Below are 26,463 nucleotides of genomic sequence, written 5' to 3'. Positions count from 1 at the left end.
TTATGCCCCTTCTTTCACGCGGTTTGGCGGTCTGGCTGGCGCTGGTGACGATGGCCGTCGCTCAAGAGAGTGCCGAGCCGGATGCGAAACCGGTCAATCCGGCACTGGATGGCTATTTGCAGTTCGAGCCGTTTTCGGCAGCTGTCAACAAGCTGGCCGAAAGCGAATTGGTCACGGTAAAGTCGCTCGGCAAGAGCGCCGGCGGCCGCGATATCTGGCTCATCACCATTGCCCGTGGTGAAGTCAAACCGCTGACCAACAAGCCCGCGCTGGCCATCGTGGGGAACGTGCAAGGTTCGCACTTAATCGGTGGCGAACTGGCCCTGCGACTGGCGCAGCAGATTGTGGCCAAGGCCGACGACGAAGGGGTGAAGCAACTGCTCGAGCGCGTCACGCTGCACATTATTCCGCGCCCCGAACCGGATGGCAGCGAAAGGTGCTTTGCGAGTCCCTATCGCGTGCCTGCGGGCAACGACCGGAAAACCGACGACGATCGCGATTTCGCTTTCGGCGAAGATCCGCCGAACGATCTGAATGGCGACGGCTACATCACGCAGATGCGGATCGAAGACCCCGATGGCACGCTGATGCTGCATCCCGATGACCCGCGAGTGCTCATCACTGCTGACCCCAAGAAAAACGAGCGCGGCCGCTACAAGCTGCTGAGCGAAGGAATCGACGACGACCACGATGAGCAGTGGAACGAAGATGCCGGCGATGGCGTGGCGCTCGATCGCAACTTCACGTTTGGCTACAAACCGTTCCAGCCCAACACGGGGCCGAATGCCGTGTCAGAACCCGAGTGCCGCGCAATCGCCGATTTTCTGTTCGACCAGGTGAACGTCGCCGCGGTCTTCACTTTCTCGACCGACGACAACCTGTTCCATCCTTGGAAGGCAAACGCTCAAACCGAAAAGGATCGCATTCGCAAGAACATCCTGGGGAGCGATGCGACAGCCATCGATTACCTGGCCGAAGCCTATCGCAAGACTCACGGTGGCAGCGATGCTCCCACTCCGCCAGATGTACAAGGCGCCTTCAGCAGCTGGGCCTATTTTCACTATGGCCGTTGGTCGCTCAATGCTCGTGCCTGGTGGGTGCCAAAGACTTCGCCCAAAAAGGAGGAAGTGAAAGAGGAAGACAAGGACGGCGAGAAGAAAGAAGAGAAAAAGCACTCCGGCGAGAAGCGCGGCAGCGAGCAGATCAATCTGCTGAACTGGCTCAAGGCCAACGACATGGATGGCTTCGTCGAATGGAAAGAGATCAAACATCCTGACTTTCCGCGTCAGAAAGTCGAAGTGGGGGGCTTCAAGCCGCTCGTCGATGTGAATCCGCCAGCCAAGGAACTCGAGGCGCTCGCCGAGAAGCACCTCGCTTTCCTGCAGAAGCTACCCGAATCATTGCCGAACCTGGAACTGCGCGCAGCCACCGCGGAGTCGCTCGGCGGCGGCGTGTACCGCGTGAAAGCCACAGCTGCCAATGCGGGCTATCTCTCCACGATGCCGGAAATGGGGAGCGTGAATGGCATTCCCTATCCGCTGCAACTCGAAATCGAAATCCCCAAGGAAACGGTTTTCCTCAAAGGTCATGCCCGCACCGAAATCAAACGCCTTGCTGGGCTCACCGGCACTGCTGAAGAAACCTGGCTCCTTCGTTTTCCCGACAAAGCCCCCAGTGAAGTGAAGTTGCGGCTCTGGGCACCGGCCGTGGGCGAAGTGACCAAGACGATTCAACTGAAAGATTAACAACATGAAGTCATCTCATGAGGGGGCCACTGGCATTCAGCCAGTGCTGGATCGGCTCGGGAGCGTCGCCTCGCAACTCCAAGCGAACAACGAACCTTTTTGCGAAGGGTCGTTGCTGGTCGAAGCCTGTTCGGCAGATCAACACGGGCAGGGCCCGTGCCACCCGGGGAGTCTTGTGAAAAGATTGGGGACATTGGCAGTTCTTGGCATCGTCACCTTGCTGACTTCTGTCGTGGCGGCACAAGACAAGGAAGCTTCCAAACCCAAAGAAAAGACTCCTTACCAGGCCATCGGTTCGCCGTCCTCGCCGAAGGTTCCCGCGCAGTGGAACCGATATCACGACTATGCCGAGAGCACCAAGCTGCTGCACGATCTGGCAAAGGCTTATCCGGAATTCGCCCAGCTGAAGTCGCTCGGCACGACTTATGGCAAGCGCGAGATGTGGGTACTCACGGTTACGAACTTTGCCAAGGGGGACGACCAGAGTCGCCCGGCCATGTGGATCGACGGTGCCATTCACGCCAACGAAATTCAAGCCAGCGAAGTGGTCCTGTACACCGCTTGGACGCTGCTCGAAATGCGCGGCGAGAGCAAAACCATCGAGCGGCTGCTCGACGAGCGAGTCTTCTTTCTGATGCCGATGATGAGCCCCGATAGTCGCGATGCTCACTTCTATGAAGCCAACACCACGCACTCGCCCCGCAGCGGTCAGCGACCGGTGGATGACGATAAAGATGGGCTCGTCGATGAAGATGGCCCGGACGATCTGGACGGAGACGGCAGCATCACCATGATGCGCGTGCGCGATAAGAACGGCCGCTACAAGCCGCACGCCGATCATCCGAACCTGCTGGTGCCGGTGAAGGACGGCGAGAAGGGCGAGTTCACGATTCTCGGTCAGGAAGGAAAGGACAACGACGGCGACGGCCGCGTGAACGAAGATAGCGACGGCTATTACGACCCGAATCGCGATTGGGGTTGGAACTGGCAGCCTGATTACGTGCAGAACGGTGCGCATCGCTATCCGTATTCGATCCTCGAGAATCGCTTTGTGGCCGACTTTATTGCGACGCGGCCGAACATCGCTGGTGCTCAGTCCTATCACAACGCGGGGGGCATGATCCTGCGTGGCCCTGGCGCAAAAGAAGACAGCTTTGAAGGCTCGGATCTGAAGGTGTACGACGTGCTCGGCAAACGGGCCGAGCAAATGTTGCCTGGTTATCGCTACATGAACATCGCCAACGATCTGTACGAAGTGTGGGGTGGCGAAGTCGATTGGCTGCATCAAAGCCGCGGCGTCTGGACCTTTACAAATGAGCTGTTCACGCCGTTCAATTTCTTTCGCACGACCGGCCACGATGGTTTTTTCGGCAGCAACGAAACGCAGCACCTATTCGATAAGTACTTGCTGCTCGGCGAGGGGTTCTCGGGCTGGAAAGAAATCAATCATCCGCAGTACGGCAAGATCGAAGTCGGCGGCATGCGCAAAAACTGGATCCGGCAACCGCCATCGTTTTTGCTCGAAGAAGAATGCCACCGGAACATGGCCTTCACTCTCTACCATGCCGACGAGTTGCCGCTGGTCTCGATCCAGTCGGTGACGAAAAAAGATCTTGGCGGCGGACTGACCGAAGTGACTGCCATTATCGAGAACCGCAAACTGGTTCCCACGCACTCGGCCGCCGATGTGCAGCGGCGGATCACGCCGCCCGATACGGTGGAACTAAGCGGCGCGAAATTGCAGAAGGTGGTGCTGGGGCTGAAGAGCAGCGAACCGTTCTTCAAAGATCCGCAGGAGCAAAAGCGCGAGCCGCAAAAAATCAAGCTCAATTCGATTGGCAGCTATGGCGTAACCTATGTGCGCTGGCTCGTCGAAGGTGAAAGCCCGCTGCAAGTGCAGGTGAAGAGCGTCAAAGGTGGCCAGGCCAGTAAGACAGCGGAATAAGTGGCATAGGCTGGGGCAAAAATATGATAGGCAGGATGCCTATCCCACGTCAAATGGCGCTATCGTCTCCGGTAGTGAAGACGGGCGTACCGGGAACGCGGTCGCGCGGCTCGGTCAGTCCAAAGCTGAGCAAGAATCCGGTGAAGAGTAACGCCGTAATGCCAATCGAAACCGGCAAAAACCCAATCAGCCCAACGAGATAACCGGCCACTGGCGAGAGAAACAGCGGCGCAGCCATGCACAGATTCTGCGTACTCAAGTAACGTGGATGTTCACTGGCTGGCGCGATTTCCAGCGTGTAGTTGTTGAACGTTTTCTGCGCGACCGGGGTGAGTCCAATCAGCAAAAACACGAGCGAAAACGTGTTCTTGCCCAGATCTTCTTGCGAGATGAGCACCGCTGCCAGGAGCGGAGCTGCGCAGATGAGTAATGTCACAATGATCAGTGCCCGGCGATTGCCAAAGCGGTCGGCGATGGGCCCGGTAAGAATGCTGAAGAGGCCGGTGCCAGCGTTCTGCGCCACGACCCACCACACGAGCATCGGAAAGCCCAGCCCGAGCTTGGTCCGCGCGACCGACTGATAAAAGGGAAACAACAGCAGCGCGGTGGTGAAGAGGGCGGAGACCATTGCCAAGCGGCGAAAGTTTGCATCCTCTCGCAGCGTGCGCCACGCACCCTCGAATAAGCGCCGCAAGGGCTTGCGGGGTTCTTCGTGATGATCGGGAAGTTCTTGAATCTGCCACGCCATCAGCGAAGCAGCTGCGAACAGGACTGTCGAAAAACCAAAGATCCATTCGAAGTCGGCGCTTCCCTCGTGCAACCAGCGCGGCAGCAGCACTATGGCGCAACCCACGGCGGAGGTCACGCCAATGACATCGGCAATCATCAACAGGCGGCCGCGGCGCGTGGGGCGAATCAACTTTCCTTGCAGCGTATTGTACGCCAGTTGATTGATGCCGATGGCGGTGAAAAACATGGCGTATAGCAGCAGATAAATCCACGAAGCCGCCTGCGGATGATTATCGAGCCCGGTCAGCCAGATGGCGGTGATGCCGGCGAACATCAGCGTCATGGCCGTAGTCGTGCCAATGAACGCCCGGCTCTTGAGCGGCAGCACTTTGATGCGGCGGGCAATCAGCAGCGGCGGAATGCTCTGGCCGAAGCGGTTGAGCATCGGCAGGCAGCCGAGCATCCAAGGTGCGCCGGCCAGCGACTCGAGCACGGCCGGCATAATCACGCTTTCGGTCTTGAAGATCCAGCCGGTGCGCATCAGGGCCTGATAGATGACCAGGATAATAAAGTTGCGCGATTCGCCCGGCGGACCCTGGCCGAGATGAGCCCCGTCACCGGCCAGAATGCCGGTGGGCTGGTCGTCAGCGCTTCCTGCGCGCGGCGTCTGCATGGCATCGGTCGTCCGGTGCTTCCTGCTCTGTTTCATGCCAGCAGTATAGTCCGATTTCCAGCGGCTCGCGCGGCGCGATGACAGCTGCTACTGGCCGGAAGTTGGCGAAGCAGGCCAAATCGGGCCGATTAGGGCGGAATCCGGTTGCCAGCAATCAGCTGAAATCAGCGCCAGGAACGGATCGATCTGCAGCGATCAACACCAGCCGCCCGATGGAAAAGAAGAGCGCGTAGCGGCCTGCTGAATTCTGTCCTATCTCCAGATATAGCGGGGACTTCGACAAGCTGTCGCGGTCCCCGCTTTTGGAGGCAAACCGCGGCTCATTTTGATTGACCGCGGCCCCAATTTGCACTTAAACTGATAACTCAGAATATTCCTTCGCCCACCCCAGCTGGCAACGTTCCGTTGCCGTGCTGATTTGCCCGCCGCAGATAATGGAGTCGATTGACATGCAGCGACCATTCTCCCTGTTCGCTTTTGCCAGCATCGCGCTGTTGCAAGGGACGCTTTTGAGCAGCCTGTCACCCGCTTTTGCCGCTGAAGGCGTGGCTATCGATCCGGCGAAGCTGCCCGGCATCGTCATCGACGATTCAGCTGCCAAATTTGCCGGCACGTGGTCCGATTCGGTGAACACGAAGCCGTTCGTCGGCGAAGGCTATTCGTACAGTGCCGGCGGTGCCGGTAACCTGGCCACCTTCAGCTTCGATGTGGAAGAGGCTGGGGAATATCAGGTGCTCTTCTCGTACACGCCCGGCGGCAATCGCAGTACGACGGCCAAGGTAACCGTTCGCAGCGGCGATACGGAAAAGGATTACGTCGTCAATCAGCAGCGCGTCCCTGTAGGTGCGTGGAGTCTGCATTGGCTGGCCGAATTCAGCTTCGATGCTGGGCCGGCCACGATTGTGGTTTCAGCCGAAGACAACAAAAAGGGTGTCGTCATCGCCGATGCCTTCGCGATCATGACTGCCGAGCAATGGGCCAAGCTGAAGGCGGAAGGCGAAAAAAACGCCCCCCCCAAGTTGCTGGCCGCCATCAAGCCCGTAGAACCAAAGGCCGCACCCAAGCCCGGCGAACCGAAAACCGCCAAGCCTGCGCCCATGAAGAAGGAAACGCCCAAGGTTACCGCTGAAAAGGCCCTGGCTTTCGAACGGAGCAAGTCGACCAAGGTAAACGGCCGCTTGAAGGCGGAGCAACTCGACACGCTGATGGAGAAGTTCGTCGGCGGCATTGTGAATGCTCCACTTACCGGCGACGAAGCTTTTCTGCGCCGGCTATCGCTCGACTTGATTGGCCGCCAGCCCACGATGGCTGAGATGCACGCCTTCCTAGCCGATCACTCGATGGACAAACGAGCCCGCGTGGTCGAAAAACTGCTCGCTTCGACCGAGTTCGGCACCAACTGGGCCGACTACTTCAGCGACGTCATTAGCTATCGCACGCCGCAGCCCGAACTCACGTTCCTCAACTATCGTCCGTTCAAAAATTGGCTGGCTGAGGAGTTCAACAAGAACACCGGCTGGGATGAGATGACCTACAACATCATCACCGCCAGCGGCACTGTGGGCGAAAACCCAGCTGCGACTTACGTCGGTTTCCATCAAGGTGACAAGTCGCGTCTCGCTTCGGAAACGACGCGAGTTTTCCTCTCGACGCAAATTCAATGTGCCGAATGCCACGACCATAAGTTCATCGATATGCCGCAGGAGACGTTCCACCACGTCGCTGCGTTCTTCGTCCGCGTGCAGACCAAACTCCCTTGGAACGACAGCAACCAGATCGTTGTTTCGAGCAAAGCTGCCGGCGAACACAAAATGCCGGTTACCAACAAAGAAATGCAGCCCATCGCGTTCTCGCACAAGTCCGACCTGGGGCAGAGCGACATCCTGCGTCGCACGGAATTGGCCAAGTGGATCGTCGGGGCTGACAATCCTTGGTTCGCCAAGGCGTTCACGAATCGCGTTTGGGCCCGCTTAATGGGGCGCGGTTTCTGCGAACCTGTTGACGAAATCGGCGAATTGGCCGACAGCGTGCTACCCGAAGTTCACGCGGCCCTGGCTGAACACTTTGTGGCCAGCGAGTTCGACATTAAAGACGTTTTCCGCACGGTAGTGAATAGCCAGGCCTATCAACGCCCGCTGCGCGACGCGCTCCCCGGCGAAGATAAGCCCTTCGCGGTGGTTCCTGCCGGTCGTTTGCGTGGCGACGAAGTATTCGCTTCGCTCAAGGCCGGCATTGACCTGCCAAACATCACTCCGCCACCACCACCGGTGCCGGAAGGTGTGCGGTTCCCGCCGCCCCCCAAGAGCACGCAAGACCTCATCAACGACGCCTTCGGTTTCGATCCCTCGGCCGAAGCGTCGAACGTCAATCGCACGATGCAACAAGCGATGTTCCTGATGAACAACGACCAGATTCAAAAACAGATCGACGCCTCGCCGGGCAGCGGTACGGTGCTGGCGAAGATCGTTACAGAAGAGGCCGACGATGCCAAGGCGATTGTCCGCTTGTATCAATCGGTGCTCGCTCGCAAGCCGACGGAAAAGGAAGTTCAGATCGGTCGCACGCATCTGGCGAAGGTTGGCGAGCGCAAGACTGGCTACGAAGATCTGCTGTGGAGCATGATTAACTCCGCCGAGTTTTTGAGCCGCCGATAAGGTCCAAACTCCCTAGCCCTAGTACTTTGGGGAGAGGGCTTGGTTGCGAGGCTGAATCGTAATTAACTGAGCCAACCACCTCCAACCCTCTCCCCGGATTACCGAGGAGAGGGGGACAAGAAAATTAAAATCCTCTCTGGGATATCAACCATGCTTCGATCTTTTGCAAACATCACGACTTCTGGCAGTGGCGTCATTGGTCGCCGCGGCTTTCTCGGGCAAATGGCAGCCGGCCTGGGTGCCGGGGCTTTGACGCTATCGTGGCGCGACATGCTGATGGCTAAGGCCAAAGAAGTGCAAAAGGCCGGCAAGAGCATGATCCTGCTGTGGATGGACGGCGGGCCCAGCCAGTTCGAAACCTTCAATCCCAAGATTGGCTCGAAGTTTCAAGGTCCAGCCACGGCGATTCCCACCAATGTGCCCGGGGTGGAGTTCGCGGAGTATTGGCCAAAAACAGCCCAGGTGATGGACAAAATCGCCTTGATCCGCAGCATGCAAAGTGCCGAGCGCGATCACTTTCGCGCCATCAAGCTCGTGCGGACGGGCTACCCAATCATGCCGACCATCAACTACCCCACGTGGGGTTCGGTGGTCGCCCGCGATCGCTACGACCCTGAATTCGACTTGCCCGCGTTCGTCCGCATTGGCAAGCCGCGGATCAAGACCCGCGACGTCACCGCTGGCGTCCTGGGGACTCGCTTCGAATCGTTCAAAATAGACGAAGCAGGCAAACTGCCCGAAGACGTGCTGCCACGCGTTTCGCCCGAAGTGCTGCAGCGCCGCCTGGCTCTGGCCGCCGAACTGGATCAGCAGTTTGCTGATGCCGGTTCGGCCAAGGCCGCTCGGGAACAGCAGGAAATCTACAAGCGGACCAGCCGGTTCGTCCTCAGCCCGCTCCTCAAGGCGTTCAATCTGGATAGTGAACCCGAAAAGCTGCGCGATGCTTACGGCCGCAATTACTTCGGTCAAGGTTGCTTGCTCGCTCGCCGTCTGATCGAGACTGGCGTCAGCTTTATCGAAGTAATTAACGGCGGCAGCACGGGCGACCAAGGCTGGGACACGCACAAGCGGGGCTTTAAAGAGAATCCGGTATTGGCAGCTGAAACCGACTCTGGCTACGCCACGTTGCTCAACGACCTGCAAGATCGCGGCATGCTCGACAACACGCTCGTGGTCTGGATGGGCGAGTTCTGCCGCACGCCCAAGTTCGGTGCCGACGGCGGCCGCGATCACTACAGCGACGGCTGGCTCTGCGGCTTCAGCGGTGGCGGTGTGAAGACCGGGCAGGTCATTGGGGCCACCGATGCCGAAGGGGTGAAGGTCAGCGATCGACCCGTCGGCGTGCAAGACCTGTTCGTTTCGTTCTGCCACATCCTCGGCCTCGATCCGCACGACGAATACATCACCGATCAACAGCAGCCCCTCAAACTGGTCGAAGGTGGCAAGTTAATTACGGAATTGTTTTAAGCATCAGCGAGATATGGAGATCTTCGCTTGCCCAGTCTGAAAAAGCACTTGCAGAAGCACGTCCCGCGCTGTCTTGCCGGCTTGGCGGTGACGAAGGCCCGGTTCCCGATCGACGAGCGGAGCGATTACTTCGCGGCCTATGCCCTGGCCCAGCAGGAAACGAAGATCGCCACCGCGCAGGTGCTGGGCTATTTGCTCGGCGACTACAACCCGGAGTGCCAGGGTGAACTCGATTTCATCTCGCCCCTCAGGCTGCGCTGGCCCGATGGCCAAGAAACGCTCGCCTTCGATAGCGCCGTACACGGCTATCACGGCGAACTGGGCTCAGCGGCCAAGTTGCACGGCGCAGGCCCGCCGACGACCTTTGCCTGTCCCAATTGCAAGCGGCAGGAATTCGAAGTGACCGTGCAGTTCGACTATGGCGATGCCGTCGTCGATCTGCTCGACGACGAACCAAAGGCACCAGCGCAGGATTTCTTTACGAACATCTTGTTCGCCGGCAAGTGTTGTCGCTGCGGCAGCCCTACCATCATTCTCGATATGGATTTGTAGTGACGCGGCCTACTTCTTCAAGAAAGCCCACGGATTATCCGGATCGGCCTTCGGCGGGTCGTTTGTTTTCGGGGGCTCTGTTTCGTCCGGCTTCTCGGGTTCGAGATCGAGCGCGTCGAGCATATCGTCAAAGTCATCGGGCTTGCTCGCCTTGAGCGTAGGAGCTTCGGCGGCGACGATCTCTTCTTCTTCGAACACGATTTCGTCCGTCGTCTCTTCCTTCTGCCCGAACATCTTGGTGGGATCGAAAACCACCGTTTCGCGGGCGGTGAATTCCTGCGGCAGGAACTCATCTTCCTGCTCGGGAGTGTCTTGCTCCGCGGCCACCTCTTGCTCTGCGGTCGGGTCTTCGAGGGAGATCTCCAGCGGTTCTTCCTCAGCAAGCGGCGTTTCGTCGAAGTTCTCCAGCACCAGATCGTCACCGGCTTCGACCATTTCGCCCGCTACCAGTGGCTCGTCAGCCCAATCTCCTGTGGCGGGCTTGTCCTCGAGCAAATTTTCGTCCGTCAGGGAAAGTTGCTCGTCGAGCATGTTATCGTGGGCCGGGTCGCCCGTGTGTACGTGCGGAACATCGGTTTCACTAGGATGCAAGTCCTGCTTCCATTCGGGATCGAGTGCCAGTTCGTCGTCGAGCGCTTCGAGGTCTTCTTCGGTCTGCGGTTCGGTGGGGGCGAAATGTGGAATGGGCAGGTGCACTTCGGGCGAGAGCGCACCCGTATGTATGGCCGAGTGTTCGGTTTCGGCCTGATCCATGTGAATGGTCGGTTCGATTCGCTCGTCGAAACTGCCGGGTAGCAGCGAGGCGGTGGCCAGCGATGCCAGCGAGCCTTCGTTGACTCCACCAATCGGCAAGCCCGAGCCGTGCGACGAAGTGGGAATATCACCCAGCTTGGGCCCAGCGACCGAATCGAAGGTATCGCCCTCATCGGGAAATCCGCCGGTATACGCCGCGGCGACAGGAGCGGCCAGTGCAGCTGCGGAGAGTTCGGCTTCGCGCTCTTCGCGGCGCATGATGACTTTGTCCATCGGCACGGCGGGGAAGATCGACTCGGTGTTCCCTTGCAGCACTTGCGTGCCGAGGGCGACGGCCTGCTCTTCGCTCCAACCGCGATCCTGCACGAACTTCTCGGCCAGGACTTTTGCCAGGCACCGCTTGTACATGGCGAACTTCGGCAGGGCAAATTCCAGCTTGTACATGTCGCTGTAGTAGCCAATCTGCTTGGTCCGCGGCACCGCTTCCAAACGGGCACCCAGGTCGTGCTCGATGAACGTCGGCGTATTCGAGTACCACCAATGTCCGCTGGTGATGACGTTGGGGAAGATCCAGGCGTAGCTGGTCAGTTCCTGATTCGTCACGCTGGCGAGAACTGAGAGCGGAAACTTCACGCCGGGGAAGGCGTTGAAGGCCTCTTTGTACTGATGCAACGAAACGCGGCTGTCGTATAAATCGCGCCCTTGATGAACGCCGGCTGGATAGACCGCGCGGTTGACGCCGATCATCAGGTCGAACGGCAGGCCATAGTCAGAGCAGTATTCGCACAAGGTCCAGAAGACGAAATTCGCAATGGCCTTCTTGTGCGTATCGGCCGCATCGACACCTGACTGCTCGATGGCTTCCAGGGCCGAAGCAGCGCGGCCGGCCGACACCTTTTGCGGGGCAAAGTCCGGCGGCAGCGAAATAGCACAGGCTCGCGCACCCCGGCTGATGAAGTGATCGAACAGTGTGCCGATGGCCTGCCGCAGAGCTTCGGGCGAACTGGGGCGAATGCCAGAGAATCGCTCCAGCCGGTCGCGGACACTCCCCTTCGCCAGATGAAACACGAGGTCGTCGGTGCGCAGGCAGGGGATGTACGTGTTGGTGTCGAAGCCTTCGAGCGGGTCGTCGAATTCGTTCGTGAGGAAGACGGCGGACAGCTTGCTCGTGTCGAGCACTTTCTGCGCCCAGCCGTCGTAGGCCATCTGTGCTTCGGCATCGTCGTACAACTGGCTCCAATTGCTCGCGTCGATGTTGTCCCCCTGAAAGCCGAACAGCTTCTGGGCCATTTCGACGAACCAGCTCCACTGAATCGTATTGCTGATCGGGCCTAGGTTTTCGATCAGCAGGCCGACTTTATCCTTCGGAGACAAGCTGGGATCTTCGATGGCCGCTTGTGGCAGTCCGGCCGAGTGGGCCAGTTCGGTGTAATAGTGATAACCCAGGATGTCCGCCAGCGAGTGGGACGCCGGATCGAGCGGGTTAATGTGCGTGTGGGGATCGACGATCACCAGCGAATCGAGTTGGTCGAAAATCCGGCGACGAAGTTCAAGCGACATGCGTTAGGCTCGGCTGCAGCGGCTCTGAAGAGGGTACGACGAGTGAAGTTCTACCTATACCACACCGCCCGGGTGATTGTTAGTGTTTCCGGCCTGTGACGGGGCGAAATGTTCGCCTGGAAGGTGGAATGGAACGGGCAGAATGACCCGCCAACCGCTGCTTCATTCCGCGCTGAAGCCGCAACCGGATCCTGCTGAGCTCCCGTCTACTCGTACTCGATCGGCAGCCTCAACTTCCAGACTTTGGCGAGATCCGAGAGTCGCTCGATCTCGGCCTTGTCTGCACCGGTACTCAGAGCGGGGCAACCGAAGCAGTCGATCGCAATTGCGCAAGTCAAAGTCTCGTCTGCTCAATTCCTGATTGCCACGAAGCGAGACTGAAATGCTTGTGCTCGAGTGAGCACGTTGCGCACGCTTTGGCCAAGGATTCGACTGTCCAACGCTTGCATTGCGAGATAATCGTCCGCTCTGACCGTAATAGGGACGGCAGCAATTTCGTACGTCGCCGTGCCAGAGACCGCAATCATGGACACGAGTGAATCATATTGCCGGATGCGGCTGAGACAGTTCACTCCATTCCGTTGCGTGAGATGAAAGTCCAGGGTCATCGAATAGCCATCGCTTCCGAGGCATCGCCTCGCTCCATTGTTGGCTCCGCCACGATGCTTACTGTTCTCCTCGATTCTAACCCGACTTTCCATCTATCCGTGTGGTCCAAAAAATGGGAGCCACTTGAAGAGTAGACGCTGCGGTTCGCTGAAGAAGAACCGCAACGACGAGGCCAAATGCCGCAGCGCTGTTGCGAATCCACTTTGTTCTCAAAAAAACAACTCTATACTCGACGAAGTGCACGCAGGCCGATAGCAAATAATAACCCTAATTCGAGGACGTTCGGTCTGACCGTTGGGGCGTAACAAGTCTAGATCCGTTGAAGCCTTCCTACATTCTCAACCATGAACAAAAGAATCTCCTCCATGCGTATCCCACGTCAATTCATCTTCACAGGAGTTTGCCTTGCATTTGTTTCTCTTGGCCTTGCCGACGCCGCCACGCCGGACGACCCGGTGTTTCGCGCCGGTGCTGCGACGAGCAACATCACTCCGTCGATCGGCGCAGACCCGAATGTTCGCACCAGTAAGCCGCCAGCGACGCACGTGCATGACGAACTGCATGCTCGGTGCCTGGTCCTCGACGACGGGCAATCAAAGCTCGCGCTAGTCGTCTGCGACCTGCGGCACATTTCGGCAGAAGTCGTTGCTAACGCCAAGCAGATCATTCAAAAAACGACCGGGATCCCGCCGCAGTGCGTGCTCGTCTCAGCAACTCATACACACACCTCGACCGGTGCCAAACTGGAAGAGGGAGAGGGTGTGGCGTATTACGACTACGGCGCGCTTCTTCCGTGGCGGATTGCCGAGGGTGTGCTGCGTGCTGTAAATCAACTCGAACCGGCGCGGATCGGCTGGGGCGTTGCCGAGGAGCGGACGCAAGTCTTCAATCGTCGCTGGTTTCTGACTCCAAAACGCGGCCCGATCTACGGCGCGCACGATAACATCGAGCAAGTCGATACAAACCCGGGTTACAGCGGCCTGCTTCGGCCTGCCGGTCCCGTGGATCCGCAAATTACCTTCGTTTCGGTACAGTCGACCTCGGGTAAGCCGATCGCGCTGTTTGCTTCCTATGGTCTGCACTATGTGGGCGGGATACCGGCAAATACGATCTCGGCCGACTATTTCGCAATGTTCGCCAATCGCGTAGGCGAGTTACTCGGTGCCGACCAACATCAGGATCCACCGTTTGTCGGCCTCATGGCCAACGGCACCAGCGGCGACGTGAACAATCTGGCGCGCTACTCCGATGAAGAGTTGGCCAAGCGAGGCCCGCAGCCAACCAAACGATATCAGCCTTATGAGAAGGCCCGAGAGGTGGCGAACCTGTGTGCGGAAAAGGTGACGGAGGCGCACAAGACGCTGAAGTGGCACGACCATGTGAAACTTACGTCGGTGCAGCGGACGCTCACGTTCAAGCGGCGCTACCCGACGAAGGAGGAAGTGGAGTGGGCCGAAGCGGTGAAGGCTAAGAAGATTAAGCCCATGAGCACGAGCCGATACAGCACTTATAGTACGGTGCTTGCCTATAACTCGCCGGAGATGCCGCCGACCATCGACGTAATCGTACAGACGCATCGCATCGGCGATCTAGCTGTGGCCGCGATGCCGTTCGAGGTGTTCGCAGAGATTGGCTTAGACCTCAAGCAGCGCAGCCCGATCCAGCCGCTGATGAACATCTCCATCGCCAACGGCTCGCACGGCTACCTGCCGACTCCCGAGCAACACCGGCTCGGCGGGTACGAAACGTGGATCGGCGTCAACAAGGTGCAACTCGACGCCTCGGTGAAGATGGTGGACGGATTGGTCGAGATGCTCGGCGAGCTTAAGGCGGAGAAACGATGAGACGCTCACGCGCACAACTCCGCTGCCGTCTCGCAACAACTGGTCATTTGGCCTTACCCTTCGCTTTGGCCTTATCCTTCGGCGGATTGGCCGCAGGTGTCGCGTTAGGAGTAATATTCTGAATGAGGCGAGGCACGTAGCTGTTGTAGCGTGCATCGGGCGAAGGGCCGGCGGGATTGAGTTCGCGAACGAGCGGGTGCAACGACGACGCTTTGTCACCGAGCGCCTCAATGGCGGCCAGAGCAGACATCGAGACGAGCACGCCGTTCACTTTCGGCGAAGCTGCTTCTCCCAGCACTTTCAACGCCGCAGTGCGCGCTTCTTCGCTGCCATACATCCCTAGCGCCTGAACGGCGACAATGCGGACTTGAGGCGAATGATCGCTTAACGCCTCACGAAATGCGCCTTCGCTCCCGGCCACAGCTTCCTGACCTCGCATCAAATAGCCAAGTGTCGCCCACCAGCGCACGGCGCTGTCGGTGTCTTTCAACAGCTTGTTCAACTCCGGCAGCGCGGCGGGCGAGAGATTGGAAGCAAGTTCCGCAGCGGCGACGATGCGGGCCTGCGGATACTTTTCGTCATCGCGAGCCAACTGATAGGGCGTGCTACTTTCCGCCCGCGAATGCAATTCCCCTTCGGGCAGAAAGCAAACATCGCGAATCGCGACGAGGTGCTCGCGTTGGGCCCTCCGCAGCTTTTCCAACACAGCGCGGTGCTCGGCGGAACCGGCCAGATTGCGGACCTCATCGGGATCACTCTGCAGATCGTAAAGCTCTTCCGGCGCCTTCGGTTCGCGCCAGAAGATGGCCTGCGCCTCGGTCGCTTTGCCGTCGTCGAACAGTTTCCGCCAGACGCGCGTGGTGGGCGTGGCGAATTGATAATCGACATGCTGGGCCTGCGAGACATGCGGGAAGTAGTTGCGTAGGTAGACGTAACGCCCGTCAGTAACGCTGCGGACGAGATCCATCCGCTCGTCCATGCGCCCCCGCTCGCCGAACAAGTAAGGCTGCGGCTCGGTCTGATACTTACCGGCAAAGGCGTGACCTTGCATCCATTGGGGTGGCTCGGTGCCGACGATGCTTAGCAGCGTGGGGGCGAGATCGACAAAGCTGACCAGGCGGTCACTCTTACTGCCAGCCTGATATTCCTTCGGGGCGAGGTGTTTCCATTTCTCGGGAAAAAAGACGACCAGCGGCACATGTAGGCCCGAGTTGCACGGCCAGCGTTTGCTGCGAGGCATGCCGCTGCCATGGTCGCCGTAATAGAAGACAATCGTGTCCGCCGACAGACCGGCCGCATCGAGTTCCTGCAAGCGCTTGCCCGCATCGGCATCGGCTTCGCTCACCTTGTCGTAGTACTGGGCCCAATCCTGGCGCACCTCGGGCGTCTCGGGATGATAGACCGGTACGCGCACTTTCGCCGGATCGGTGATTTGCTTGTGCGGGCGAGTGCGCAGTTGGCTCTCGTGGCTCTTGGTTGAATTGAAAACCGCAAAGAACGGCTGCCCTTCAGCCCGCTTGCTCCAGTGAGCGTTGCCGGATGACTCGCTCCACAAATCGCGCTGCTTGCGGACGTTGTAATCCTCCTTGCTGTTGTTCGTGCAATAGTATCCTGCCTCGCGCAGGTACTGCGGATACAGCTTGATATCATCCGGCAGCGAGACCATTGAGCGCATGTGCTGACCGCCGCTGCTGGAGGTATACAGGCCCGTGATAATCGCCGTACGGGCGGGTGCACAGACCGGCGCGACCGACCACGCGCGATTAAAGACCATTCCCTTCGCTGCCAGTGCATCGACATTGGGAGTGCGGGCGAGTTTATCACCATAACAGCCCATCTGCGGACCATGATCCTCGCTGGTCAGCCAGAGGATATTGGGTTTGTCCGCCGCCACGCCGAGCGTGCAGACTAGCAGCAGAAGTAGAAAACCGAGGGGAGCATGCGGGAGAGATTTCATGATGGCTCTCAGGAGAGGTGCAATGATTTGAATGATGCGGTTTACTTCGATTTTGGCCTGGCCGATGCGTTCTTGAGGATCTTCGCCGGCTGGTCGGCTTGAGTCGATGCCTCCCTCGGCACCGTTCTCAATATCACTTGCGTACTTGATCCTTGATCCCCAGATCGTTTTCACGCAGGTTGTGGAGTTTCGCGTCAAGCTTTGCCTTGAACGCTGCGACAGTCGCCGAAAACTCGGGCCTGTTCGCGAGGTTTGTTATCTGCTTGGAGTCATTCTGCATATCGAAAAGTTCAATTCCTCGAGCCGCGTCTTCGCCATATTGTAAGTAAGCCCACTTGTCGTCGCGCAACAGAAACCCCTTGCTGGAAGGTGCTACACAAAAGGCTGCTTCACGAATCGGCTTGGTGGGGTCGTCGAACAGGGCAGAAGCATCGCGCCCTTGCAGTCGAGGCTGCACTGCTAGTCCGCACAAGCTGGCGATGGTTGGATAGAGGTCGATGAGTTCAACGAATGACTGGCAGACCGCCGGCTTTTTGCCTGGAACGCGAATGATGAGCGGCACTTTGGCCGATTCATCGCGCAGGCTGACCTTGGCCCAGAAATCGTGCTCGCCCAGATGATAGCCATGGTCACTCGTAAAGATGACGATGGTGTTGTCCGCCTGCCCGGACTTATCGAGTGCGTCGAGTACCTTGCCAACCTGAACATCCAGGTAAGAAACAGCTGCGTAATAGCCGCCCACCGCCTTTTGTTGACGGCGAAAATCCATCTTCATGTTCAGGCTGGTCTTATAGTTGATGCCCGCCTTGGGAATATCGTCCCAGTCGCCGGGGACTTTCGTCGGCAACGGCAGCTTGTCGTAGGGCAGGAATGGCTCGAAGTATTTTTTGGGCGCAACAAACGGCACGTGTGGCCGGACAAATCCCACCGCGAGAAAAAACGATTGCTTGGCGTGCTGCTCTATAAGTTCGACTGCTTTCGCTGCGGTCTTGCCATCGGAGTGGACCATGTCGTCACCATCGGCCTCGACCACGACGAACGTATTGCCGCCGACGACAGGCTTCTTGCCATCGGGGTTCCCTTCAAGTGTCTCGCCTGTGCCGGCGGCTTTCCATTCGGGACCGAGACTGTTGAACCTCTCGGTCCAGGAGGCGGGGTCGTCCGCGCCATCACCGCCATCTTCGATGCCGCCTGGCACGCCCATGTGAAAAATCTTGCTCACTCTGCCGGTATAGTAGCCTGTGTTCTTGAAGTGCTGCGGCCAGGTTGAGCGGTCCCCAATGGCAGCACGTGGACTTGTGTAACCCAACACACCCGTCGCGTGTGGGTAATAGCCCGATAACATCGACGCGCGCGAGGGACCGCAATAAGTCGCGTTGCAAAACGCGTTAGTGAACCGGGTGCCGCTCGCGGCGAGGCGATCGATGTGCGGGGTCTGACAGAGCGAATTGCCATAGCACGATAGTGCCGTCGCCGTCAGGTCGTCCGACATAATGAGCAAGACGTTCATCCGCTGGCGTTCTGCGGCCGATGACAACGATGCGCAAGCGACCAACAGTAAGCCAAGATTAAGCACGAATACTTTGGACGTCATTGCAAGTTGCTCGAATCGATAGCTTCAAGTCGGCGACTCAAGTTCCTTCACGAACGGCCGACTGCCATCAGAAAGAGGTTCGAAATTATCCGTGAGCGATCGCCTAGTGTAGCACTCGTAATCTTGGCAGTCTGCCATCGGAATGAGGTGCTCGGGTATTTGTGGAGAGTCCAACGTCTTATTCCGAGAGGAATAAAGAAGGACCGTCTGTACGCCAGCCAAGCTTATCGCGCCGTGCTCCGCCGAGTGCAGGCGATGATTGTCGATAGAGTACATCTGACAAACGAGCGGGTGGTCAGGTCACCAAAGCCGGGGCACGCACGGGAAGGAGTGACGAGAACTCGCGCTCAAAAGTCCAGAATGTCGTGACACTCGGCAGGGCCAATAACGAAGCCTCCCTCAAACGTTGGCGGGAAGACAGAAAGTTTGCGCGATTCTGCTGGCGATTGTTATTCGGTCGCAATCGCCGGTTCCAATTCACCGCAGAGATGCAAGGCTCGCAGGGCCTGCGCGGTGGCGATGTAAGTCGTGAAATGCCTGCGATTGTCGCCCGGGTAAGTCAGGCTCTGCACCCACCAGCGGCCGCTTTTTCGCTGATTGCCCTTTAACCAAGCGATCCCCTCTTGGATTTGCTCGTCGGTTGCGGGGACGCCTGCTTCGCGCAGCAGGACGATGGCAAACGCCGTCATGTAAGCATCGCTGCCCGGATTGTTGGCGTCAGGTCTACTCTGCCAGGCGTCGGCGATCCGGGGATCGGCGACGACGCTCCAGTCTTGAACGTTGGACATGCGCCGCGTCGACCAACCACCGTCTTCCTGCTGTCGGCGGCGGAGCATGCCGATGCTTTGCCGCCGTTGCTCGGGCGACACGACTCCCGGCAGCAGCGTATCAACCCGCAGCAACAAGGCGAGTTCGTAATCATTACGTGGTCGGTACTCGCGAAAATACTTCCTCAGACGCTCAACACGCTGACGCAGGTTTTCGTCTTCGAGCTTCTCCAGCCAGCCGGGTGCCGCAGTGATGGCGCGAGCGGCCTGCACGGCCAGTTCGAATTCTGAGATGACGTGGGGGATCTGGATCCTGCGCTCAGCGATGTTCCACGCGCCGTTGTTTTGCTGCCGGGAAAACATCTCCTTTAATGCCTTATCGGTGTGGTCGGAGAGCTCGCCAGCCACGTGTTTGTCCCACTCGGCCAAGCCTAAGGTACGCCAAACAAACCAGAAGTCGCCCTTGTCGGCGGATTCGATGTAAACAGCGTCGGTGAAATTCTTGTGGACTTCCACCGGGGGCGGTCCGAACATTTTCGTGAGGCCTGGCCGTTCGGCCATATAGGTTCCGCTTGAGTGGCAGGTGATGCACTTATAAGTGCGAACCCACGCGACCGCACCATCATCCAGATACTTCACGGCCGCCTCCTGGCTGAAGCGCTTGAGTTTCGGCTCGTCAGCGGTGGCATGGGGAATCTCGATGCCTGCCGTTTTGTACTGGGGAAGGGGCTCAAGCAGCGTCGTCGATCTGGAGATGGCGATGGCCAAGTGATCGACAACGGCTTTCAACTCCTTGGCGTCAGGCCGAGGTTCGCCTTCGGGCGGCATGTCCCCTTCCCGCAGGGCCTCAAGCACGCGTCGCCAGGTCCTCTCGGTCTTGTCACGGCTGATTTGGGGACTGACGTTGTCGAGTCTTAGGTCGGCCTCCGGCTCGTTCGCTCCATGACATTTTGAGCAATATTTTCCGATAAATCTGGAGAGCATCTCCGGCTGGAGCTGAACCGTCCCCTGAGCACGAGCCAATCCCGCGGAGAGCAATAGACAAAGGACGGTGCAGACAGCTTTCATGACGAACTTTCTAATGATCCCTGAGCGTGAGAGGACAGGAAGGGCTGTATAGCCTCATTGTTATCGTTAACTCCGTATATGAACGTCGTCAAGGATTGACGAGATTCGCTACGGGGACTTCACGCGAGTAAAACGTCGATTTCATCGCAACCTATCGAGGCCTGCTCGTGGGCCCAATTCAGGAGGAGTAGCTGGCGACAAACTCCCGTTAAGCGACTTCTATCATGACGTTTGCGGGCCGCAACAGCGGGACATGAGATTGTACAAAGTCCAGAGAGTCGGCGCGGCGAATAAGCTACTCGCTCTTCGTAGCGACGGTGGTCTTATCTACTTGATTTTGCACGTTGCCGGCGTCGGTAACGGTTGCGGCAACCCCTAGAAGTTGCTTCTGAATCACATGCTAAGAAGATAGCCCTGCTGTTACGGACTATTGATTTAATTGCCGTGGTTAGGTTGGTTGTTGGAATTCCCCCGGGCCCCACGCGCGGCTGGGGATGAGCGAAAGCAGGGGGTGCAGGTTGAAGGGGACCGTGGCCCAACGCCATTCGTCGCGCACGGCACCTAGGCCGCGCAGCAGGAACTGACTCAGGCCGAAGTGGCGCTTGATCATCGCGAACGGACGCTCGCTCGGATGACGATGCAGTGGATACAGTTCTTGCGCCTCCGGCGTCGCCATCTTCTGAGCGTGGCGTTCGCGGTGTGGTTCGAAATACTCGCGCGAAACTTGCCGGCCGCGCGGCCGACCCTTCTTACTCAGCACGCAGCGCGCGCGGAGTGGACAGGCAGCGCAGGTCGCCGAGGCAGCTTGATAGCGCTCGCGAATGCGACGGCCGCGGGCCCCTTTCTCGCTCGTCGTATTCGCATCCGGCAACCCTCGTGCCAGTTGCGAGTTCGCACTGCGCGAATCGAGCTGAACATGCCTTTGATATTGCTCAGGATGAAACGTTAGAAATCTGCAACGGCATTTGTTCACGCGCGGCTTTCAGCGGTAACTTTACAAAAAATTAGACAGCTACTTACGGCCTGCAAACGCACGCGTGAAATCCGTCAGTCCGCTTCAGACCTGCGCGGCACCGCCATCGACGAACAGTTCCACGCCGGTCACGAAGCTGCTGTCGTCCGAGGCCAGGAACAGGGCCACCTTGGCAATCTCGTCGGCAGTCCCCATCCGACCGAGTGGGATGAGGCTCGCAAAACCGGCCTTCGCCTGATCGACTTCTTCCTTCGTTGTGCCCAAACCGTCGAGGATGGGAGTATCGATCGTACCGGGGCTAAGAGCATTGACTCGAATCTTGCGGGCCTTCAAGTCGGCGGTCCAGGTCCTGGCGAACGACCGCACCGCTGCTTTCGTGGCACTGTACACGCTAAACGCTTCGAAGCCTTTAATCGACGCAATGGAAGCGTTCAGGATGATCGAACCGCCATCTGGCATTAGGTGCAGTGCCTTTTGCACGGTGAAGACCAAGCCCTTCACATTGATGCTGAATAGTTTATCGAAGTGCTCTTCCGTGACGTCGGCAATGGGGACAAGTTCACCCGCGCCCGCGTTGGCGAACACAATGTCGACGCGACCGTGCTGTTGCTTCACCAAATCGTACAATCGATCAAGGTCGGCAAGATTGGCCACATCGCCTTGAACCGCCGTCACATTGCTACCGATCAACTGCACGGCCTCGTCTAATTCCTTTTGCCTGCGCCCGGTGATGTAAACATAAGCCCCCTCGGCGACAAAGCGCCGCGCAGTGGCAAGACCCATCCCGCTATTGCCACCGGTGATAACTGCAATTTTGCCTGCCAGTTTAGTTGTCATGACTAGCTTCCTGTTTGAGTCGTATGGATCTGATTCTGGTAGGTGTACCGACGAAGTGCTCACCACCTTACAGATGACTTTATTGGGTCTTCGGCAAACCGCTCGTGAACAGTGGGATTAGGCCTTCCGCGGCGGTTGGGTGTGTGAAGATAGCATCGCGCAGAGCGGTGTAGGGGAGACCGCCAAGCATCGCCGTCTGGACTGCGGCCAGCAATTCGCTGGCTTCCGCGCCAAAGGCAGTAAAGCCCAGGATTCGATCGTCGGCACCGATCAGCGCTTTCATGAAGCCGCGCGTTTGCGACAGCGTTCGCATGCGCATGACCAGCGACATGGGAACTTTGGCAAGTCGATAGGACACGTTCTGCGCTCGGGCTTCTGTTTCGCTCAGGCCGACGTGTGCCAACTCGGGGTCGGTGAACAAGCAGTAGGGGATGAGCCGGCCGCCAGTCGTGCGGTCGCCGCCCGTGAGATCGCTTAAGACAACGCGGAAATCGTCATAGCCAACGTGTGTAAACTGTGGACTGCCTGCGCAGTCGCCCATCGCCCAGACATCGGCAGCCGTAGTTCTCAAGCGCTCGTCAACTTGAATATATCCGCGAGCGTTCAAAGCGACGCCCGCTCGCCCCACATCAAGGCGGTCCGTGTTGGGGGTTCGGCCTGCTGCGACGAGAATGTCAGTGGCTTCGATGAGTTTCTCTTCCCCGCCGAAAGTGACAGTCAGGTTGACGCTCGTGCCCGACTGGCCCGTTACGTTCAGCAACTTTGCGGAGAGGAGCACGTCGATCACTTCGTCCTGCATCAATTCGAGCAGCGCCTGCGAGACATCGGGGTCCTCGCGATCGAGCAGCCGCTCACCGTGTTGAATAATGGTTACGCGGCTGCCGAAGCGGCGCATGGCCTGAGCAAACTCCAAGCCAACATAGCCACCGCCCAGGATCACCAGATGGGCAGGCAATCGCTCCAAATTGAGCGCTTCGATATAGGTCATCGGTTGGGCAGCAGCTAGTCCCGCCACATCCGGAATACTGGCCCGCGAACCGACGCAAAGAAACACGCGCTCACCATGAAGCAGGCGTTCATCTCCTGAATTCAGTGCGATCTTTGCCATCTTCGCTGCCGTGAAACGGGCCTCTCCCAGGATTAGTTCCGCACCGCTGGCTTTGAAATTGGCGAGATGCAATGCAACCAACTCGTCGACCATCTGGCGTTTACGACGAGCGACACCGGCCATGTCAATTTGAAACTCACCAGCGACCACGCCCAGGCCTTTTACAGGGTCGACCAGAGAAGCAGCTTTTGCGCTGTATATGACGTTCTTGCTCGGCAGACACGCGATGTTGGGACATGAACCGCCAATCAACGAGCGTTCGACGATGGCCGTCTTTTGCCCCAACTTGGCTAGGTTCCAAGCCAGATATTTCCCCGCCTCACCGCTGCCGATTATCAGGTTCTGATAATGTTCTGCCGTCATGATGCTTGCCTTTCGATGTGAACCGACTCGCCTTAACCCATCACGCTCACGGCACTGTTGGTAGTCAGTACTGCGTTTGCGAGAAAGCCATAGTTAATGATGGCAGCCGCGTAGCCATCGCCGATTTCGGGATGCCTGGGCCCCGCGGTGGCGTCCTTCACGACGGCAACCTCGAAGCCCTGCTCCAGTAGTTCGCGCAGGTGACTCTCCACGCAAAGGTTTGCCAGCATCCCGCACAAAATGACCTTGCTCACACGCCGCTTACGCAGTTGAAAGACCAAATCATTGGTCTGCGGCCCCCACATCTTGTGCGGACTGACCACGACTGTCTTGCCATCTTCAATAAACGGCTTATAGCGATCCAGCCAATCCGCACCGGAACTCGTGAACCCTGTGACGCTGAGTGGAGCGGGCCGATAAAACTCTTTGCTGTCGAGCATCATCTTCTCCACAACTCCGCCGAACTGCCAGGCTTGATCGTGCGGATAAAGGTAATGCGGCGAAACAAAAACGGGAAAGTCTCGATCCTTCGCAGCTTGAAAGAGCAACGCGAGATTCTCCACCGTGTTGTTTTGCTGGATGCTCTCGCCGACCAATCCCCAGGAGATACCCTGTTCGCTCAAGACATCGTTCTGCGGATCAATCACCACCAGTGCCGTGTCGCTGTTGTTGAATTGCATCGGACTATTCCTTGCTAGGGGTTTGATTGAGGAGAGATTTTGTACGCAAGTGCTTATTTTCCGCTTCTAGTTCTGCAATCCGATTCTTCAATTGCTCGATGACCGGCGCGATCTGTCGCTGTGACCATCGCGGGTGAATATGTTGCTGGCAGTTCACATCCCAGGCCTCGATGGTAAACAGAATTGCTCGCTCGACCTTGCCGGGATAGGCGGGATCGCTGAGCTTTGATTCGAGCGCAGCGTCCCCTTCGACCACTCGCGCTGTTCCCCAGACCTTCACCCGCCGGCTGTTGGCATAATCCATCAGGAACAGAAAGGCTCGTGGATTCTCCGACAGGTTCCCCAAGGTCACGTACTGTCGATTGCCACCGAAATCGGCGAAGCCGAGCGTGTGTTCGTCGACCACTTTCAGGAATCCGGGCGACCCGCCGCGATACTGAACGTAAGGTTGGCCAGCAGCGTTGGCGGTTCCCAGATAGAACATGTCCAAGTCAGCAATATATTCGGCCAGTTCCGGTGTGACGGCAGTTTCCCACGCACCGCCTCGCTCCATGCGGGCATACGTTTTGCGAGAACCTTTCTGATTCTGAATTGCCTTCACCGCGGGAGTGAAGGCAATATCGCTGGAAAACTCTCGGCGCGTCGAAGTGGTGGTTGTGGTCGACATGAGATCGTTCCTACTGTTTCACATTCTTACTGAGAAACGTGCGCATCAGCCCGGCGATTTCGTTGCCGTTCGATTCGAGCGCGAAATGCCCTGCGTCGATGAGATGAAATTCCAAGTTCTTCAAGTCGCGCTTGTAAGGTTCTGCTCCTGCAGGCGGGAAAATCTGATCGTTCTTGCCCCACACGATCAGCATCGGCGGCTGATGCTTGCGGAAATACTCTTGCCACCTGGGGTACAGTGGCGGATTGCTGCCGTAGCTCAGAAACAGGTCAAGTTGAATTTCGTCATTCCCCTTGCGATCGAGCAGAAACTGATCGTGCGCAGCTCCATCGGGGCTGATTAACTCGGGATTCTTCGCGCCGGTCAGGTACTGCCATTTGGTTGCTTCGTAGGTCACCAGATTGCGGATGGCATCGCGTTTCACTTTGCTCTTCGGTTCATTCCAATAAGCCTTGATGGGCTTCCAGAAATCGTTGTCGATTCCTTCGTCGTAAGCATTCCCATTCTGCACGACGATGGCGGTAATACGCTCCGGATGTTGCGAAGCAAGTCGATAGCCGACCGGCGCGCCGTAGTCTTGCACATAGATCGCGTACTTCGTGAGCCCTACTTTCTCGGTGAACTCGTCGACGACTTTCGCAAGATTGTCGAAGGTATAGGCAAACTTGTCATGCAAAGGCATCGAGCTATGGCCAAACCCCGGATAGTCCGGCGCGACGACACGAAACTTGTCGGCCAGAGCGGGAATCAAATTGCGGAACATTTGTGAACTGGTGGGAAAGCCATGCAACAGCAGAATTGCTGGCGCGTCTTTCGGACCTGCTTCACGATAGAAAATCTCAAGATCACCGACCTTGACCGTCTTGTGCAGCACCTGCGGTTGCTCGGCTAACAGAGCGGGCGATTGTGCAAGTAGCAGCGTTGCGCTCGACAGCAGAGCGAATGTCATAGTCCGAATTTTCGTGCCGATCATTTCAAATTCTCCAAAAGTAGAAACGCGAGTCACTTCGAGTCCGGGAACAACTACCGTCCAAACTCGAATACCTTACAGAAGCTGAGCGTCGCCGCTCCTTTGCTTGCTTCACAACAGCTAAGCGTGACAGGTGGACAGTGCAAGCAGCGATTGGATGGCGGTGCCCACATGAATCGCGCCGAGTGACGCTTTGCCGCAAATGCTGCAAACAGATCAACCTCATTCCCAGGGCACAGCGTACGCTGGCAAGTTGGCTTCGGTCAGATAGAATCCCCCACTATAAATCAGCTAAGCGTGTGAATTCGTCTTCATCCATGGTGAGGCCGTTCGGTTCGACCAAACGTTGAATTTGGCCGGCGCGTCCACCTCTCACGCTTCGATGTTCGGCCGTCTGTTGACACCGCGTGTTGATGCCGGCAGGCTTCATAGTCGCCTAAGTCAAACATTTCCTGGAGCAGAGAATGACTACTAGCGCCTCAGCCCGAGTAGCAATCGTGCCGCCATTTACGCTAGAAGATGCCGTACGCAAAGTACGGCTGGCAGAGGACGCGTGGAATTCTCGCGATCCCGCACGTGTGGCACAGGCATATTCAGAAGATTCGGTCTGGCGCAATCGAAACGAGTTCATTGTCGGCCGGGCCGCCATCGAAAGCTTTCTGGCGGGAAAATGGGCTCGTGAAATCGACTATCGACTTTGCAAGAGCTTATGGTCGTTTGGCGGCGACCGGATCGCCGTCCGCTTTCAATATGAATGGCATGATGCGGCGGGACAGTGGCACCGGAGCTACGGCAACGAACTGTGGGAGTTCAACGAGCACGGCCTCATGCGACGCCGCGAAGCGAGCATCAACGATCTTGCGATTGCCGCAACGGATCGCCGCTTCTTTTGGCCTGCTCCGGGACCACGGCCGGCCGAGCATCCTGGCATTCCCGATGTGCACTAGC

Annotated in this window: 18 protein-coding genes; 7 read left to right on the top strand and 11 right to left on the bottom strand. The window is 57.9% G+C overall.

Going from position 1 to position 26,463, the window contains the following annotated elements:
* Positions 1 to 2: 2 nt before the first annotated feature.
* Complete coding sequence (locus ETAA8_RS06130; protein ID WP_202921599.1) at positions 3 to 1,745, top strand: M14 family metallopeptidase; 1,743 nt, start codon at positions 3 to 5, stop codon at positions 1,743 to 1,745.
* A gap of 4 nt (positions 1,746 to 1,749) precedes the next feature.
* Positions 1,750 to 3,690 (top strand): M14 family metallopeptidase, encoded by a 1,941-nt coding sequence (locus ETAA8_RS06125; RefSeq protein WP_145086371.1) that lies wholly within the window; start codon positions 1,750 to 1,752, stop codon positions 3,688 to 3,690.
* Between the two features lie 49 nt (positions 3,691 to 3,739).
* Here ETAA8_RS06125 and ETAA8_RS06120 read toward each other — a convergent pair whose 3' ends face one another.
* Positions 3,740 to 5,128: an MFS transporter gene (locus ETAA8_RS06120; protein WP_145086368.1), complete on the bottom strand. Its 1,389-nt coding sequence runs from the start codon at positions 5,126 to 5,128 to the stop codon at positions 3,740 to 3,742.
* A gap of 413 nt (positions 5,129 to 5,541) precedes the next feature.
* On the opposite strand from ETAA8_RS06120, the gene ETAA8_RS06115 reads away from it, so the two are divergent.
* The 3 genes from ETAA8_RS06115 (at position 5,542) to ETAA8_RS06105 (ending at position 9,765) form a co-directional block, all read left to right on the top strand.
* On the top strand, positions 5,542 to 7,746 hold the full coding sequence (locus tag ETAA8_RS06115; RefSeq protein WP_202921598.1) for a DUF1549 domain-containing protein: 2,205 nt from the start codon (positions 5,542 to 5,544) through the stop codon (positions 7,744 to 7,746).
* A gap of 150 nt (positions 7,747 to 7,896) precedes the next feature.
* Positions 7,897 to 9,213, top strand: a complete 1,317-nt coding sequence (locus tag ETAA8_RS06110) for a DUF1501 domain-containing protein (RefSeq protein WP_145086363.1) — start codon at positions 7,897 to 7,899, stop codon at positions 9,211 to 9,213.
* A gap of 27 nt (positions 9,214 to 9,240) precedes the next feature.
* Complete coding sequence (locus ETAA8_RS06105) at positions 9,241 to 9,765, top strand: hypothetical protein (RefSeq protein WP_145086360.1); 525 nt, start codon at positions 9,241 to 9,243, stop codon at positions 9,763 to 9,765.
* A 9-nt stretch (positions 9,766 to 9,774) separates the two neighbouring features.
* On the opposite strand, the gene ETAA8_RS34400 is transcribed toward ETAA8_RS06105, so the two are convergent.
* Complete coding sequence (locus tag ETAA8_RS34400; protein ID WP_202921597.1) at positions 9,775 to 12,078, bottom strand: glucuronate isomerase; 2,304 nt, start codon at positions 12,076 to 12,078, stop codon at positions 9,775 to 9,777.
* Between the two features lie 974 nt (positions 12,079 to 13,052).
* Between ETAA8_RS34400 and ETAA8_RS06090 the strand changes: the two genes are divergently transcribed.
* Positions 13,053 to 14,531, top strand: a complete 1,479-nt coding sequence (locus ETAA8_RS06090; RefSeq protein ID WP_238397689.1) for a hypothetical protein — start codon at positions 13,053 to 13,055, stop codon at positions 14,529 to 14,531.
* A gap of 43 nt (positions 14,532 to 14,574) precedes the next feature.
* Here ETAA8_RS06090 and ETAA8_RS06085 read toward each other — a convergent pair whose 3' ends face one another.
* The 9 genes from ETAA8_RS06085 to ETAA8_RS06045 form a co-directional block, all read right to left on the bottom strand.
* Positions 14,575 to 16,488 carry a sulfatase-like hydrolase/transferase gene (locus ETAA8_RS06085; RefSeq protein WP_145086355.1) on the bottom strand — a complete coding sequence of 638 codons (1,914 nt, stop codon included), beginning with the start codon at positions 16,486 to 16,488 and terminating at the stop codon, positions 14,575 to 14,577.
* A gap of 133 nt (positions 16,489 to 16,621) precedes the next feature.
* Entirely contained in the window at positions 16,622 to 18,082 is a 1,461-nt protein-coding gene (locus tag ETAA8_RS06080; RefSeq protein ID WP_145086352.1) for a sulfatase, read from the bottom strand.
* 449 nt (positions 18,083 to 18,531) lie between these two features.
* Positions 18,532 to 19,917, bottom strand: coding sequence for a c-type cytochrome (locus tag ETAA8_RS06075; RefSeq protein WP_145086349.1), 1,386 nt, complete (start codon positions 19,915 to 19,917; stop codon positions 18,532 to 18,534).
* 448 nt (positions 19,918 to 20,365) lie between these two features.
* The gene (locus ETAA8_RS06070) at positions 20,366 to 20,788 is read right to left on the bottom strand and encodes a transposase (protein ID WP_202921596.1); all 423 of its coding nucleotides are present in this window, start codon (positions 20,786 to 20,788) and stop codon (positions 20,366 to 20,368) included.
* A 186-nt stretch (positions 20,789 to 20,974) separates the two neighbouring features.
* A complete protein-coding gene (locus ETAA8_RS06065; RefSeq protein ID WP_145086343.1) occupies positions 20,975 to 21,727 on the bottom strand; it encodes a glucose 1-dehydrogenase in 753 nt (250 codons plus the stop codon).
* Between the two features lie 79 nt (positions 21,728 to 21,806).
* A complete protein-coding gene (locus ETAA8_RS06060) occupies positions 21,807 to 23,198 on the bottom strand; it encodes an FAD-dependent oxidoreductase (RefSeq protein WP_145086340.1) in 1,392 nt (463 codons plus the stop codon).
* Positions 23,199 to 23,230: 32 nt separating this feature from the next.
* Positions 23,231 to 23,878: a cysteine hydrolase gene (locus ETAA8_RS06055; RefSeq protein WP_145086337.1), complete on the bottom strand. Its 648-nt coding sequence runs from the start codon at positions 23,876 to 23,878 to the stop codon at positions 23,231 to 23,233.
* A 4-nt stretch (positions 23,879 to 23,882) separates the two neighbouring features.
* Positions 23,883 to 24,545: a pyridoxamine 5'-phosphate oxidase family protein gene (locus ETAA8_RS06050; protein ID WP_145086335.1), complete on the bottom strand. Its 663-nt coding sequence runs from the start codon at positions 24,543 to 24,545 to the stop codon at positions 23,883 to 23,885.
* A gap of 10 nt (positions 24,546 to 24,555) precedes the next feature.
* Positions 24,556 to 25,518: an alpha/beta fold hydrolase gene (locus ETAA8_RS06045; RefSeq protein ID WP_145086332.1), complete on the bottom strand. Its 963-nt coding sequence runs from the start codon at positions 25,516 to 25,518 to the stop codon at positions 24,556 to 24,558.
* A gap of 461 nt (positions 25,519 to 25,979) precedes the next feature.
* Here ETAA8_RS06045 and ETAA8_RS06040 point away from each other — a divergent pair, with 461 nt between their 5' ends.
* Positions 25,980 to 26,462 (top strand): nuclear transport factor 2 family protein, encoded by a 483-nt coding sequence (locus ETAA8_RS06040; RefSeq protein ID WP_145086329.1) that lies wholly within the window; start codon positions 25,980 to 25,982, stop codon positions 26,460 to 26,462.
* Position 26,463 lies beyond the last annotated feature (1 nt).

Source organism: Anatilimnocola aggregata, from assembly GCF_007747655.1.
GTDB classification, from domain to species: Bacteria; Planctomycetota; Planctomycetia; order Pirellulales; family Pirellulaceae; genus Anatilimnocola; species Anatilimnocola aggregata.
Note: the sequence above shows the minus strand (reverse complement) of the source record. Positions and strands in the feature narration are given on the sequence as shown.